The organism is Pelagibacterium xiamenense (genome assembly GCF_021166475.1).
GTDB classification, from domain to species: domain Bacteria; phylum Pseudomonadota; class Alphaproteobacteria; order Rhizobiales; family Devosiaceae; genus Pelagibacterium; species Pelagibacterium xiamenense.
The window spans coordinates 220,896-234,873 of sequence record NZ_JAJOYS010000002.1; the positions used below are offsets into that span (position 1 = coordinate 220,896).

Below are 13,978 nucleotides of genomic sequence, written 5' to 3' on the forward strand. Positions count from 1 at the left end.
TCCTAAGCTGTCCTTTTCACGTCGGGCGCGATCTCGGCGGCTTGCGCCCAGTCACCGCTCGCGACCGCATGTCCGATGAAGATAATGGCCGGTCCATCGGCGAAGTCGATGGCATCCTGCGCCATCGCTCCCACCGTGCCTGAATAGAGTGCCTTGTCCGCGCGGCCCGCATTGACAACGATCCCGACCGGCGTCACGGGCGAAAGTCCGTGCGCCAGCAGATCGCCCGCTACCGTGGCGGCGATGGACTTGCCCATATAGAGCCCGAGCGTCAAGCCCGATTGCGCGAGCGACGCCCAATGCGCGAGGTCGGTGTTATCCGCACCATGCGCGGTGGCAAAGACGAACCCGCTCGAAACCTTGCGCAACGTCACCGGCGTCGCCGTATCGGCCGCGGCCGCGAGCGCCGAGGTCACACCCGGCACGATGGAATAGGCAATCCCCGCCTTGCGCAGCGCGGCGACTTCCTCGCCTGCGCGCCCGAACACCATCGGGTCGCCGGACTTCAACCGCGCAACCTTCTTGCCCTCGCGGGCAAGGCGCACAATGAGCGTATTGATCTGCGCCTGGGAAAACGAATGATGCCCCTTGGCCTTCCCGACCGAAATCCGTTCCGCGTCGCGCCGGCCCATCTCGATGACGGCGGCAGGCACGAGTTGGTCGTGTACGATCACATCGGCTTCCTGCAGGCGGCGCTGCGCGCGCAGGGTCAGCAGGTCTTCTGCGCCCGGACCCGCACCGATGAGCCACACGACACCCTCGCCGCTCTCAGCCGCCGCATGCGCATCGAGCAACCGGTCGGCCTCGGCCTCGCCCTGCCCCGCATCGACCGCGGCTTCCACAGCGGCGCTCGTTACCAGCGCCTCGTAGTAGCGCCGGCGCGCCCCGCCGTCGGCAAGCGCTGCGGAAACCTTGTCGCGCATCGCGCCGGCGAGCCGGGCGATTGCGCCGAGCCGGGGCGAGAGCAGCGCCTCGATCTGCGCGCGGACGAGCCGCGCAAGAACCGGCGCTGCGCCTTCGGACGATATCGCAATCGAGATCGGCGCGCGGTCGATGATCGCGGGCGTGTAGAAGTCGCACTTTTCGGGAACGTCGACCTCGTTGACGGGAACCCCGGCAACCTTCGCCAGCGCATGCGCACGCTCGCCCTCAGCCCCGTGATCGGCGATAAAGACGAGCGCCGCGTCGGCGAAATCGGCCGCTTCGACCGGCCGCTCGACCATCTCTATCTCCAGTCCGGAGAAATCGGCTTCAACCGTTTCGGCAAAGACCCGCACGCGCGCGCTCGTCTTGACGGCGAGCCGCGCCTTGGCCAGCGCCTCGTCGTCGCCGCCGACGATCAGGATCGCGCGTCCGGCAACCTTGAAAGAAACCGGAAATGTATCGAGCCGTGCCACCGGACAGCTTGCTCCAAATAACCAGAGGTTCAGGGGTCTCGTTGCCGCCGGTTGCAAAGCTGTGCTTTCCACCGACTGCGAAGTTGCTCAAAAATAAGGATTTCCGGGACTTTCAGCAAGCGCGCGGTATCAGCAAAGCCGTTTATTTCCCTCCGCATCATGCCCATAGAACGCCAAAGAACAGCCGCTACGCATAGCGCGAAAAAAATTCCGCGATTGGGCACCCGCCGACAAAGCCGACCGGAACACTCGGGATTACATTTACCCCTGCCGCTTCGGAATCGTGACCACCAGGCCGTCCATCTCGTCGCGGACGCGGATCTGGCACGAGAGCCTGGAGTTTTCCTCCACTTCGAAGGCGAAATCGAGCATGTCCTCTTCCATGGGCGAAGGACCGCCGGTAACCGCCAGCCAGTCCGCATCGACATACACATGGCATGTCGCGCAGGTGCAGGCGCCTCCGCATTCGGCCACGATGCCCCTCACCCCGTTCCGGATGGCAGTCTCCATAAGCGTCGCGCCGGGCACGGCGTCGACCTCGTGGCGCGCGCCATCGGGTTCGATGAAGGTGATAAGGGGCATGGGCGTGAGGCTCCGGGCGGAGGAAGGAAGAATGCGCGCCCGATATAGGGGCACCGCGCCCCCTCCGCAAGCCGGTCAGTCGGTCACGATACTCTGGATATAAGCGCTGACTTCGGCCACGGCCATGGCCATATCGTCGAGCGTCTCGTCCTCGAGGGCGCCGGATTCGCGCAGTTCGGTTTCGGCCGCCTTCGCGATCCCCGCAAGGCTGACCGCGCCGATGCCGGCCGACGCACCCTTGAGCGTGTGCAGGCCCATGGCAAGCTCGTCCGGATCGGTGGTTGCACGCACGCGCTCGAAATAGAGATTGACCTGCCGGTCGAACATTCGCAGCACTTCCCATTCAAGGGCCTTGTCCCCCAGCGTCTGGCGGGCCAGATGCACCAGATCGATCGGCCGGCTCGTGCGGTCGACGCGTCCTTCAGGATGAATGGCCAGCTCGTGCGGCTGTGGCATGTCTTGCCCCTTCGCGGTCTTCTGCCGCCTCTTGGAAAATACCGAAAACCAGTCTAGCGTTGCGGAAATGAAAAGAGGCTTAACCCCACTCGGGAAGGCCCTTGAAGGTGGGGCGTTTCATCTATCTGGGGAAAGCGGCGGCGCGGCATTAACGAATTTTTAATAAAGATTTCAGCAATCGCGCCAAACCGTGTATATGTTCGTGTTACGAGCAGACGAAGATGCGGAATTGCGCCTATATGTGAACGGCATATGGGCATCAGTTCATCCGCGCTGGGGACACGTGCACATGGCCCCAGCCGCCGGCCCCGTTTCGGCGTTCGTTCGTGAAAAGCGGCGCATGAGTAAAGAGTAGTTTCGAGTATGGCGAACAAATCGACCAACCCAAAGGACGATCCGGCAGCACTGGCATTCTCTGCTGTCGAAAACGCACTGAAGGACTCGGTCTTTTCGATGGACGACAAGCCCGCCCGCAAGGTCGAGAGCCAACCGGCCAAGCGGGAAACACCGACATCGAACGAACGCCTGCGCGCCGCCGACAAGATCGCCGCACAAGCGACGACCGTCGCCAACGACGACCGCTCCAGCTTCGGCTTCGCCCCGCTTTCGCGCGCATCCAACGCGCCCATATGGGTCGCCATCGGCGCCTCGGCGCTCTGGATCGCCGGCGTCGCGCTCATCGCGTGGCTGCGCTACGGCAGCCAGTTCGCGGATGGGCTCTCCCCGGTCGAATTTACCCAGACCCTCGACTTCGCCGCGCTCGCCGCCATTATCGCCCTGCCCGTTCTGGCGATGATCGCCATCGCTTTTCTCGTCCGGCGCGCTCAGGATCTCCGCCTTGCCGCCAACTCGATGACCCAGGCGGCCATGCGCCTGCACGAGCCCGAATCCGCTGCAGCACACAAGATCGCCACCGTCGGCCAGGCCGTCCGCCGCGAGGTGAACGCCATCGGCGACGGGCTCGAACGCGCGCTCTCGCGCGCCAGCGAACTCGAAGTGATGGTCCACAACGAGGTGACCGCGCTCGAACGCACCTATTCGGACAACGAAACGCGCATGCGCCAGCTCATCGAAGAGCTCGCCAGCCAGCGCGACGCGGTCGTGACCAATGCCGAACGCATGCGCGACGCCATCACCGCGGTCCACGGCAATATCTCGTCCGACATTGATCAGATCAGCAACAGCCTCACCGACCGCCTGCGCACCGCCGGCTCGCAGATCACCGGCGACCTCTCGCAGCGCGGCAACGACATTGCCGGCGCCATCGAATCAGCAGGCGCCGCCATCGAGATGGCCTTCGACAGCCGCAGCCAGTCCTTCACCGAGACGGTTCAGAGCCGCACGTCGGACCTGATGATGGCGCTCGAAGACAGCGCCAGCCGCCTCGACGGCACGCTGAGCGATCGCGCAAGTACCCTCACCAGCGCACTCGACAGCTCGACCGAACGGCTGGATTCGACGCTCACCGCCAGCGCCTCGCTGGTGAAATCGGCGCTCGATGGGCACGCCGAGCGCGTGGAAACGGCCCTTGCCGACACGTCAGGCCGCATCAACAGCGCGCTCGAGGAAAGCACGTCCTCGCTCGGCGCAACCCTTGAATCCCGCACCTCGCTGCTCACCGAGGCGCTCGACGAGCGCACTTCGACGCTCACGCGGACGATCGAGGAAAAGACCGGTGGGCTCGCCTCGGCGCTGGACGAGCGGTCCGCCCTGTTCGCAACCTCCATCGATGAGAAGGCCGCTGCCCTCACCACAGCGCTCGACGAGCGCGCCGACCGCATCGACTCGATCTTCACCAACCGCAGCGAAGCCATCGCAGAAGCGCTCGACGCGGGCGCCAGCCGCGTCGACAACACTTTCGCGGAGCGCACCGACAAGCTCGCCGCAGCACTCGACGACCGGGCCAATTCGATCGCCCAGACGGTCGACCGCCGCGTCGACGGGCTGGTCAACGCGCTCGACAGCCATACCATCGCGATTTCGACGGCCATCGAGGACAAGGCCTCCTCGCTCGGCGAAGTGCTGCGCGATTCCGCCGATTCCATCCTCGTGGACTTCTCGCGCCGTTCCGACGCGCTGGGCACGGCCTTCGCCGCGCTTGGCGAGCGCGTCTCCGGCGACATAACGGCCCGCGCAGATGAGGCGCAGGCCAGCCTTAACCGGATCACCGACCGGCTCGACGAAACCTTCGCGATCCAGTCCAATGCCATCGACAGCCAGATCCAGTCCCTGAGCCTGCAGCTCGACGGCGCGCTGGCCGAATCTGCTGAGCAGACGCGCGAGGCCCTCAGCCGCGCCGGTGCCGATACTATCGCCCAGCTCAACGCACGGGTGGATGAGATCTCGGTCATCCTCGACAGCCGGATTTCCAGCGTCGACGCGGTCGTGGGCGAAAAGGGCGAACGGCTCATTTCGGCCCTCGACCATCATTCGCAGACCTTCGAAGGCAATGCGGACCGGCTCGGCGCCACCATCGAGGAGAAGGCCGGCGCCCTTACCGCCGCTCTCGAAAGCCGCGCCGGAGCGTTCGCCGACCTCGTCGATGGCAAGACCACCTTCCTCGGCAACGCGCTCGACGGTCGCGCCCAGGCCTTCGTCGAAGCCATCGATGCCCGCTCGAACGAACTGGCGGGCGCGCTCGATGAGCGCACCGGTCGCTTCTCGACGACGCTCGAAGCCCGCACTGCGGCGCTTTCGCAGGCGCTCGACGAACGCGCGGATGCGCTTGGCGAGAACATCAGCACCCGCGCGGGCGAGTTGAACGCTGCGCTCGAAAACGGTGCCACGGCATTCTCCAACGCTATCGAGGGCCGTTCGAGCGAGCTCTCCGAAGCGCTCGAGCGCCGCACCGAGCAGTTCGACACGACCCTGGCCGCGCGCACCACGCAGTTGCACGATACGCTTGCCGAACGCACCAGCGCGGTCAATTCGATGCTCGACATCACCGCCAGCCACCTTGCCGAAACGCTCACCGAGCGCACGCGCGTCCTCGGCAACACCGTTGACGAGGCGACCGAGAAGTTCGACACCCAAATCCGCGAGCGCTCTGGCGCCCTCGAGGCTTCGCTTGACGAACGCGCGGAAAAGATCGGGCAGATTATTTCCGAGCGCACCGGCGAACTGACCGGTGCCGTCGAGGCCTCGGGCGAGAGCTTCCGCACTGCGGTCGATACCAGCCTCGCCAGTGTCAACCAGACGATCGACAGCCGCACGAGCCAGGTTTCGAGCCTCATCAAGGGCAAGATCGCAGAGATCAACGCCAATATCGGCCGCGAGATCGACAGTGCCGTTCTGCGCATCGCAGACGCCGAGACAGGTGTCACTGCACGCATCGACAAGGCCGCCGAGAGCGTTGGCCAGAGCGCGCGCGACGCGGCTGACCTCGTGGAATCGCGCCTCGTCGAGGCCCGCGACGCGATCACCGAGATGGTGGACGACCGCCTGGGCACCCTGCCCGAAGCCATCACCACCCGCGCCGAGATCACCGCCGAGCGGCTGTCCGGCCTCAACGAAGCGATCCACGGCACGATCTCGGACACCATGCGCGACCTCGAGTCGGGCGCCGACCGGATCGAATCGACACTTACCAGCTCGATCCACACGGCAATCGGGCGCTCGATGGAAGACCTCGAATCCGGCGCGACACGGATCGAGGGTGTGCTCAACGACAAGCTCGCCAATATCACCGCCAACATCTCCGCCGATGTCGAGCAGACCGCCATGCGCATGGACGCAGTGGTCCGCAAGGCGATGGAAGAGTTCAAGACCGCCGCGGTGCAGATTGAGGATCTCGTTGAGGTTCGCGCCGTCCACACCGCCGACGAACTCGGCCGCAAGGCTTCGGAAATCAACCGCATCGTTTCCGAGCACACCGACAATTTCGCCGAACTCATCGACGCCAAGCAGAACCAGCTCACCAGCGCCCTGGGCAACCAGACCAACCTGCTGCGCGCCGCCCTCGAAACCAATGCGCGCGAAGCCGAAGAGCTCATGGCCACCTCTTCGAGCCGGATCGAGCACGACGTCACGGAATCGCTGCGCAAGCTCAACGACGCCAACCTCTTGCTCCAGCGGGTCCTCGAAAGCTCCGCCGGAAACCTGGCGCGGCTGCAGGGCGACGTCACCGAGCAGACCTCGAGCTACTCCAACGCGGTGCGCGACGCGCTCGCGGGCACCGAGCAGGCCGGCGAAGTCATGGGCCGCCACGTCGGGGCGCTGCAATCCACGATTGCTTCGATGCTCGACGAGTTCGGCCAGATGTCCGGCAAACTGTCGGCCGAGACCGACAGCTTCACCTCCGCGGCCGCAAACCTTGCCGAGGTCTCCAATTCCACCATGGATACGCTCGACAGCCGGCGCGGCGCGATGGAAGCACTGGCCGAAGGTTTCGCCACGCGCACCGACGAAATCGATGCCCGCCTGCGCGGCTTCGCCCAGTCGATCGCCGATACGGTCAACCAGACCGAGCGCCGCCTGATCGAAGCCCGCCGTGCCATGGAAGAAGCGCTGAACTCGACCTCCGACGCCGTCTCGGGCCAGATCGCCACGATCGGCGACATGGCCTCGGGCGAGGGCGAGCGCGCCAGCCAGGCGCTACGCCAGACCCAGAGCGAACTGCTCGCCGACATCGAGCGCGCCTACGCCGACGCGACCCGTCGCTTCTCCGATACCGCCGATGCCATGCGCACGACCGCAAGCCAGCTCGGTCAGGAACTCGAAGCCACGCGCAACGAACTGCAGCGCTCGGTGCTCGACCTGCCAGAGGAAACCCGCGCCAGCGCCGCGGCCATGCGCCGGGTCGTCGCCGAACAGATCGAAGCGCTTTCCGAGCTCAACGCCATCGTCCGCGCCCAGCCGGGTACGCACGAGGTTTCGGGCCGTTCCGCGCCGAGCCGTCTGACGCCCGCTCCGGCGCCGCGTGCCCAGAGCTTCGAGGCGCCCCGCCGCGCCGAACCGGCCCCGCAGCCGCGCCGTGAGCCCGAGCCGCCGCGCCAGCCCGAACCCGCGCCGCGTCAGCCCGAGCCGGCAGCCGCCGCGGTCGAGCAGCGTCCGACACCCAAATCGCCGTCCGAGCGTCTCAACGAAGCGCTGTCCCAGTCGCGCAACACGCGCGAAACCCGGCCTGCACAGACCCCCGCCCCGGCTTCCGAGGAAGATGGCGGTTGGCTGCGCGACGTCTTGCGCAATGCCTCGGCCAGCCAGGAAACCCGGCGGCCACTGAACCTCTCGAGCCTCACAGAGGACATCGCGCGCGCCATCGACGACCGCGCCCTCTCGACGGCCTGGAACCGATATCAGGACGGGGAGTCGGGCGCGTTCAACCGTCGGCTCTATACCATCACCGGCCAGGCGACCTTCGACGAGGTCCGCCGCAAGTTCCAGCGTGATGCCGAATTCAGCCGTACGGCCAACGCCTATATGAGCGAGTTCGAACAATTGCTCCGTGAGGCCGGCAATGGCCCCAATGGCGGCGATGCAATGATGGACCAGCTCGTTTCCAACCGCGGCAAGGTTTATACCATGCTCGCACACGCGAGCGGCCGGCTTGGCTAATCGGCGGTAAATTGTAAGACCTGAAAAGCGCGGTGAATGTCCACCGCGCTTTTTCTTTGCAGGGCGGGGCTTGAAGCGCGCCTACGCCGCGTGGCGTATGGCTGCCCGTGCTGATACGAGGTGCCCGGAGAACTGATCGGCGGCATTTGCCCAGGTGAAGCGCAAGGCATGCGCCCGCGCTGCCTCCCGTGACAAGGTCAGCGCCTTGAGGACCGCACCGCCCAGATCCTCGTCCATGACGCCACTGGCAGGATCGGTCAAGACGTCAACCGGCCCGGTCACCGGATAGGCGGCAACCGGCGTGCCGCAGGCCATCGCCTCGATCATGACGTTGCCGAAAGTATCGGTGCGCGAGGGGAATACGAACACGTCGGCACTCCGATAGGCCGCGCTCAAGGCCTCGCCCGTCAAACGGCCTGTAAAAATCACCTCGGGATAGGCGCGGCGCAAATCTTCGAGCTGCGGACCGTCTCCAACGACAATCTTCGTTCCCGGCACATCAAGATCGAGGAATGCCGAAACGTTTTTTTCGACCGCCACACGGCCGACGCAGACAAGGTGGGGCCCGGGCAGGCTCGTGAACATCGACTTGGGTCCCGGCGCGAACCGGTCCGCGTCGACCCCGCGCGACCAGAGCGCCAGATGCCGGAACTTGTGCCGGCGCAGATCCTTGAGCACGCTGCGCGTCGGCACCATCGTAACGGCCGCCGGACCGTGGAACCAACGCAAATAGTTGTAGCTCCATTCGGCAGGAACGGGCAGCCGCGCCGCCAGATACTCGGGGAACCGGGTGTGGTAGCTCGTCGAAAACGCCAGCCCGCGCGCCAGGCAAATGCGCCGGGCGACATGCCCGAGCGGCCCTTCGGTTGCGATGTGAATGTAGTCGGGATCGATCGCGTCGAGCTGCGCGCTGACAGCGCCTTGACCGGCCAGCGAGAGCCGGATCTCGGGATAGGTTGGCAGCGGCATGGTCCAGAACCGCTCGGGCGTGAGGTAATGGACGTCCATCCCCCGCGCACGCAATTCGTCGCCAACGCGCTCGAGCGAGCGCACGACGCCATTGACCTGGGGGTGCCAGGCATCCGTGACGATCAAAAGCTTGTCCATACCTGCCCCCAGACCCGATTGCGTCTATTCGCGCGTCGACAGGAGGCGGTTGAAAACAGTCTGCCGCTTTCGCCGCCGCGACGGGACTGGCTGCGTTTTCGCAGCTGTCCAACGTATTAATTCGAAACTCCCCTCAAAAGTTTCAATGACAGCGGTGCAACTTTCGACCCAATCGCCGCAATTTATGTAGTGCACACCGTAGGTTTCGTGCATCGTGGCGTTGTGGATGTGCCCGCAGATGACCCCGTCCACCCCCGCCACTTTCGCATCATGCGACAGTGCTTCCTCGAACCGTCCGATAAAACTCGCCGCGTTCTTGACGTTGCGCTTGGCCCACGCGGAGAGCGACCAGTACGGCATTCCGAGCCGCCGGCGCACCCAGTTCAGCACCACATTGGCGCGCAGCATGGTGTTGTAGGCCCAGTCCCCGATATGGGCGAGCCACTTCGCGTGCCGCACCACCATGTCGAACTGGTCACCATGGATGACCAGGTAGGTACGCCCGTCCGCCGCGATATGGATCTCGCGGTCGCGCAGTTCGACATCGCCGTAATTGGTGTTGAAATGATCGCGCAGGAATTCGTCGTGATTGCCCGGCAGATAAACCACGCGGCACCCCTGTCGCGCGCGCTCCAGGATCGACTGAACCAGAAGGTTGTATTGCGGCGGCCAGTGCCAGCTCTTTTTCAGCCGCCACCCGTCGATAATGTCGCCAACAAGGTAAATCGTGTCCGCTTCAATCGTCGCGAGAAATTCGATAAGCGCGTCCGCCCGGATACTGCGCATTCCCAGATGCACGTCCGAGATAAACAGCGCGCGTACGCGCCTGACATCGGTGGTGGTCCGCATCGCCCAAATCCAGCGTTGATCATCCAATGCGATTTGAGCTGATGCCTGATTTGCACAACTGTTTCGTGACACCCCGCGAAATAAGGCGGCGTGCCACAACCGTTCGCGGTTAGCGCTTCGTCTCCTTGATAACGAGCGAAATGCCGACAAGGACCGCCCCCAGCGCCGCGGCGGCTGCCGCCGCCAGGAACGCACGCAAGCCAAATGCGGCAACCAGCGGTCCGAAACTCACAAGCGCGACCACATTGGCCGCCTGGCGAAGGACGACGTAGAAGCTCTGCGCCTGCGCGGCGATCTCCTCGCGCGTCCAGTTGGCGATGAAGTTGACGATACCCAGATAGGAAACGGCAAAGGTCACCATGTGCAGCGTCTGGAGGATCGCGATCTGCCAGGCCTCCGTGGCGAACGCGACACCCGTCCAGCGCACCACCCCGGCAAGGCATGCGATGAGCAACAGGTGCCGCGCGGAGAACCGCCGCGCGATCCGTGCGAAAAAAAACATCGTCAGCAGTTCGCACGCAGGCCCGATCGCCCAGATCACGCCGATCGAAGCCTCCGGCACGCCGATACGGACCCACATCAGCGCCCCGAAAGCCATAAGCACGAAATGGCTCGCCTGCAGGATCGCCGTGCCGATCATGGTGAGCATGAACCAAGGCTTGAGCACTTGCCGCATCGTCGCCGCCGCATCGGTGTTGACGGTCTGTGCCACCGTGGCTTCCTCGCCCGCGGGCGCCCGGAAGAACGGCAGTTGCAGTGAGACCACGCCGCGCAAAAGGCTTACGATGACGACCAGCGGAACGAAAACGACGATCCCCAGCCAGCCATAGACAAAGCCGGCGATGGCCGTAAGCGCTATAAACCCGATGCTGCCCCAGATCCGCACGCGGGCGAAATCGCTGCCGCGCCGCCGTGTCATCCGCGTCGCCGCCGCATCGATGACCGGCTCGAGCGACAGGAACGGCACCATGCACAACGTCCAGACGATAAGGCTGCCCCAGAAGTCGGTAACGAAGAACAGCCCGAAGGGCACGACCGCCGCAGCAACCGAAAGCACGATGATGACGCTGCGCCAGTCATTGGCCTTGTCGGCGATCCGCCCGACCACGAGATTCAGCACGATCATCAAAAAGATGGGCGCGGCGTTGATGACGCCGATTTCCGCTTCGGAAATCCCGCGCGAATCCAGCCAGATCGGCAAAAGCAGCGTGGCCGTTGCCGGGGTCATGAACATCGAGAAGTAGAAAAGCGCAGTCCGCATCTCGGGAGATGCGAAACGCGCCGGCATGGCAAATGTCATCGCGGCGGATCCGGTTGAGGCGAACGTCCGGGTTCCCCGCGATCATTGCGGCGCACTCGTGCGGCTGGCAAGCCTGAAATGTTAGTTTTCCGGGTTTTGTGCCGCGTCCCGGCGGCGTCCGAAGCGGCGGCGCTTTTTGGGTGGCGCGGAAATCTCGCCCCAGCGGATCAGCTCGAATTCACCCTCATGGGTCTCCACGATGGCCGTGCAGCTTTCCACCCAGTCGCCCGAATTGAGATAGTGGATACCGAACTTGTGGTGCATCGCAGCATTGTGGATGTGGCCGCAGATAACCCCGTCCACCTCGCTGTTACGCGCTTCGAGCGAGAGCGCCTCCTCGAACCGGCCCATGATGCTCACAGCATTCTTGACCTTCTGCTTGGCCCACGCCGAAAGCGACCAATAGGCAAGCCCCAGCCGCCGCCGCACCCAATTGACAAGGACGTTGACCCTCAGCGCAAGATTGTAGGCCCAGTCGCCTATATGGGCGAGCCATTTGGCGTTGGCGACGACGACGTCGAACTGATCGCCGTGAATAACGAGATAGCGCCGGCCGGCCGCCGTCTCGTGAATGGCCCGGTCGACGATCTCGACGCCGCCGAAATACGTGCCGAGATAGTCGCGCAGGAACTCGTCGTGATTGCCTGCCAGATACACCATCCGCGTCCCGCGCGCGGCCTTGTCCAAAAGCAGGGAGGCGAGTTCGTCGTAGAGCGGCGGCCAATGCCACTCTTTCTGCAGCCGCCAGCCGTCGATCAGATCGCCTACGATGTAAATGGTGTCGGCTTCGTAAAGCGGCAGGAACTGGACAAGCTCGGCGACGCGGATGTTCTTCATGCCCAGATGCACGTCGGAAATAAAGAGCGCCCGCACGTGCCGTACGCTTTGGGGTTCTTCCATACGGGGGACCGCCCTCATGCTCTTGTCGACGTGCCGCGATTCGCCAACGGCCTTATCGGGGCACTATAGGGGTCACCGCCCGGATAAGAAACCAGCGCCGCCGGGTTCACACCAGCCGTTCGGCGATTTTCCGCACAGTGTTCCAATTGCGCGACGTGCCCACCCCGATCCGCGCGTTGGTCATGACTGACGCCAGTGCAGACGTGCTGATCCCATCCGGAATATGCACCCAGATATCGCCGTCGACGAACCGCAGGCTTTCCCCGGGCCGCACCCGGGCTTCGAGCAGCGCCCGGGCATCTTTCGAAACCGGCGCGCGCATCACGCGCACGGCGACCTGCGCCGGGCTGGCCGCCGAAGCCTCCGGCAGCGGGTTGCCTTCGGCGAGCCGCTGCCAGTCAGCGTCCGAGCGGACAATGAAGGCGACGGCCTTGCCGAACCGCCCGGCAAACGCGGTCTCGAGCCGTGCTTCGATCGCTCGCGGATCAGCCTCGGCGCTCTCGAAAATCACGTTGCCCGTCGCCAGCAGCGTCTCGGCACTGGAATATCCGAGCTCGGCGAACATCTCGCGCAACGGCGCCATAGTGAGGCGTTTGCCCTCGCCCAGAACGATCGAATAAAGGAGCGCGACGTACCGGGTCACCGCCCCGCTCCGAGGCCCTGGCGCAAGGCGACGATCCGCCTGTAACTTTCAGCGACGCGGCCGGCGAATTCCGCGTTCTCCCGCGCCTCGTTCACGATGATCGCATGGATTTGCGCCCCCAGGTCGGGCGTGTAGTCGGCGGTGTTGGAAAAAAGCAGGATGTCGTTGCCCGCCATGACGGCCCGAACAACCGTTTCGCGCAAATCGAACCGTGCGGTGATCGCGCCCATCTGCAGATCGTCGCTGATCACAACGCCGTCAAACCCCAGATCGCCGCGCAAGACGCCGTCGATCCAGGCGGGCGACAGGCTGGCGGGAAGCTGCTCGCCCGGATCGCGGGCATAGTTCGCGTTAAAAAGGTGCGCGACCATGACCATGTCCGCAAGGTCGTCGTCGATCAGACGCGCGAAGGGCTCGAGCTCGATCTCCCGCCAGTCTGCGGTGACATCCACAAACCCCTCATGCGTGTCCCCCGTGCTCGAGCCGTGACCGGGGAAGTGCTTGAGCGCCGTCGCAAGCCCCGCCGCGCGATGACCCTCGACGAACGCCGCGCCGAACCGCGCGACCTCGAACGGATCGGCGCCGAAAGCCCGCTCGTACCGCGCGATGATCGGATTGGCCGGGTTGAGGTTGAGATCGACGACGGGGCCGAAATTGACCGAAAACCCGAGCTCCGCGAGCCGCTCGGCAAGATCGGTATAAACGGCCTGCGCCTGCGCGACGCTCCCCTGCCCAAGCGCGGCCGCCGAGGGGATTTGCGTGAACCCCACCGCCCGCGTCAGCCGCCGGATCTGCCCGCCTTCCTGGTCTAGCGCGATAAGCGGCGTCAGCCACGGGCTTGCGGCTGCGAGCGCCTGGTTCATGGCGCGCACGTCGGCAAGGCTTTCGACATTGGTGCGCAAATACATGACCCCGCCGATCTGCCGCGCCGCCAGTTGCGCGCGAACGGCACGGAACCCCGCGTCCTCGGTGGATGTCCCCTGAAAGCCCACCATCACCATTTGCCCGGCCATATCCGAAAGCGTCTGAGCTGGTGCGCCCGTCGCCGCGGCGACCGGGAAGATCAGGGCGAAAAGCGATAAAAAGAACTGCCGCATACTGTCTCCTGCTACAGGCGGGCCTGGGCGCTTCACCACGAAGGTGCCAAAGCACGGCCCCCGCAAGAACCGGAGCATCTATGATTCCCGCAAC

General features: G+C 64.7%; 10 protein-coding genes. 1 reads left to right on the forward strand and 9 read right to left on the reverse strand.

The window, feature by feature from the left end; translation table 11 throughout:
* Nucleotides 1–2: 2 nt before the first annotated feature.
* The 3 genes from cysG to LSG43_RS09085 all read right to left on the reverse strand — a co-directional run bounded on the left by cysG (nt 3) and on the right by LSG43_RS09085 (nt 2,435).
* The gene (gene cysG, locus LSG43_RS09075; RefSeq protein ID WP_231803320.1) at nt 3–1,397 is read right to left on the reverse strand and encodes a siroheme synthase CysG; all 1,395 of its coding nucleotides are present in this window, start codon (nt 1,395–1,397) and stop codon (nt 3–5) included.
* Between the two features lie 261 nt (nt 1,398–1,658).
* On the reverse strand, nt 1,659–1,979 hold the full coding sequence (locus tag LSG43_RS09080; protein ID WP_231803322.1) for a 2Fe-2S iron-sulfur cluster-binding protein: 321 nt from the start codon (nt 1,977–1,979) through the stop codon (nt 1,659–1,661).
* Between the two features lie 75 nt (nt 1,980–2,054).
* The gene (locus LSG43_RS09085; protein WP_231803324.1) at nt 2,055–2,435 is read right to left on the reverse strand and encodes an Hpt domain-containing protein; all 381 of its coding nucleotides are present in this window, start codon (nt 2,433–2,435) and stop codon (nt 2,055–2,057) included.
* Nucleotides 2,436–2,798: 363 nt separating this feature from the next.
* On the opposite strand from LSG43_RS09085, the gene LSG43_RS09090 reads away from it, so the two are divergent.
* Entirely contained in the window at nt 2,799–7,988 is a 5,190-nt protein-coding gene (locus LSG43_RS09090) for an apolipoprotein A-IV repeat region-like domain-containing protein (protein WP_231803326.1), read from the forward strand.
* Between the two features lie 81 nt (nt 7,989–8,069).
* Here the strand turns inward: LSG43_RS09090 and LSG43_RS09095 are convergent, their stop codons facing one another.
* The 6 genes from LSG43_RS09095 to LSG43_RS09120 form a co-directional block, all read right to left on the reverse strand.
* Nucleotides 8,070–9,095, reverse strand: coding sequence for a glycosyltransferase family 4 protein (locus tag LSG43_RS09095; protein WP_231803328.1), 1,026 nt, complete (start codon nt 9,093–9,095; stop codon nt 8,070–8,072).
* Between the two features lie 24 nt (nt 9,096–9,119).
* Nucleotides 9,120–9,944 (reverse strand): UDP-2,3-diacylglucosamine diphosphatase, encoded by an 825-nt coding sequence (locus tag LSG43_RS09100; protein ID WP_231803330.1) that lies wholly within the window; start codon nt 9,942–9,944, stop codon nt 9,120–9,122.
* Nucleotides 9,945–10,053: 109 nt separating this feature from the next.
* The gene (locus tag LSG43_RS09105; RefSeq protein ID WP_231803332.1) at nt 10,054–11,244 is read right to left on the reverse strand and encodes an MFS transporter; all 1,191 of its coding nucleotides are present in this window, start codon (nt 11,242–11,244) and stop codon (nt 10,054–10,056) included.
* 81 nt (nt 11,245–11,325) lie between these two features.
* Nucleotides 11,326–12,144 (reverse strand): UDP-2,3-diacylglucosamine diphosphatase, encoded by an 819-nt coding sequence (locus LSG43_RS09110; RefSeq protein WP_231803334.1) that lies wholly within the window; start codon nt 12,142–12,144, stop codon nt 11,326–11,328.
* 106 nt (nt 12,145–12,250) lie between these two features.
* Nucleotides 12,251–12,787 (reverse strand): DUF1697 domain-containing protein, encoded by a 537-nt coding sequence (locus tag LSG43_RS09115; protein ID WP_231803336.1) that lies wholly within the window; start codon nt 12,785–12,787, stop codon nt 12,251–12,253.
* On the reverse strand, nt 12,784–13,884 hold the full coding sequence (locus LSG43_RS09120; protein ID WP_231803338.1) for a glycoside hydrolase family 3 protein: 1,101 nt from the start codon (nt 13,882–13,884) through the stop codon (nt 12,784–12,786). Before LSG43_RS09120 ends, LSG43_RS09115 begins: the two co-directional genes overlap by 4 nt.
* Between the last annotated feature and the right edge of the window lie 94 nt (nt 13,885–13,978).

Bases quoted from the DNA above. Each gene is read 5' to 3' on its own strand.
- LSG43_RS09100 (WP_231803330.1), bottom strand. From the start codon at position 9,944: ATGCGGACCACCACCGATGTCAGGCGCGTACGCGCGCTGTTTATCTCG.
- LSG43_RS09085 (WP_231803324.1), bottom strand. From the start codon at position 2,435: ATGCCACAGCCGCACGAGCTGGCCATTCATCCTGAAGGACGCGTCGAC.
- LSG43_RS09090 (WP_231803326.1), top strand. From the start codon at position 2,799: ATGGCGAACAAATCGACCAACCCAAAGGACGATCCGGCAGCACTGGCA.
- LSG43_RS09080 (WP_231803322.1), bottom strand. From the start codon at position 1,979: ATGCCCCTTATCACCTTCATCGAACCCGATGGCGCGCGCCACGAGGTC.
- LSG43_RS09095 (WP_231803328.1), bottom strand. From the start codon at position 9,095: ATGGACAAGCTTTTGATCGTCACGGATGCCTGGCACCCCCAGGTCAAT.
- LSG43_RS09105 (WP_231803332.1), bottom strand. From the start codon at position 11,244: ATGACATTTGCCATGCCGGCGCGTTTCGCATCTCCCGAGATGCGGACT.
- LSG43_RS09110 (WP_231803334.1), bottom strand. From the start codon at position 12,144: ATGGAAGAACCCCAAAGCGTACGGCACGTGCGGGCGCTCTTTATTTCC.
- LSG43_RS09120 (WP_231803338.1), bottom strand. From the start codon at position 13,884: ATGCGGCAGTTCTTTTTATCGCTTTTCGCCCTGATCTTCCCGGTCGCC.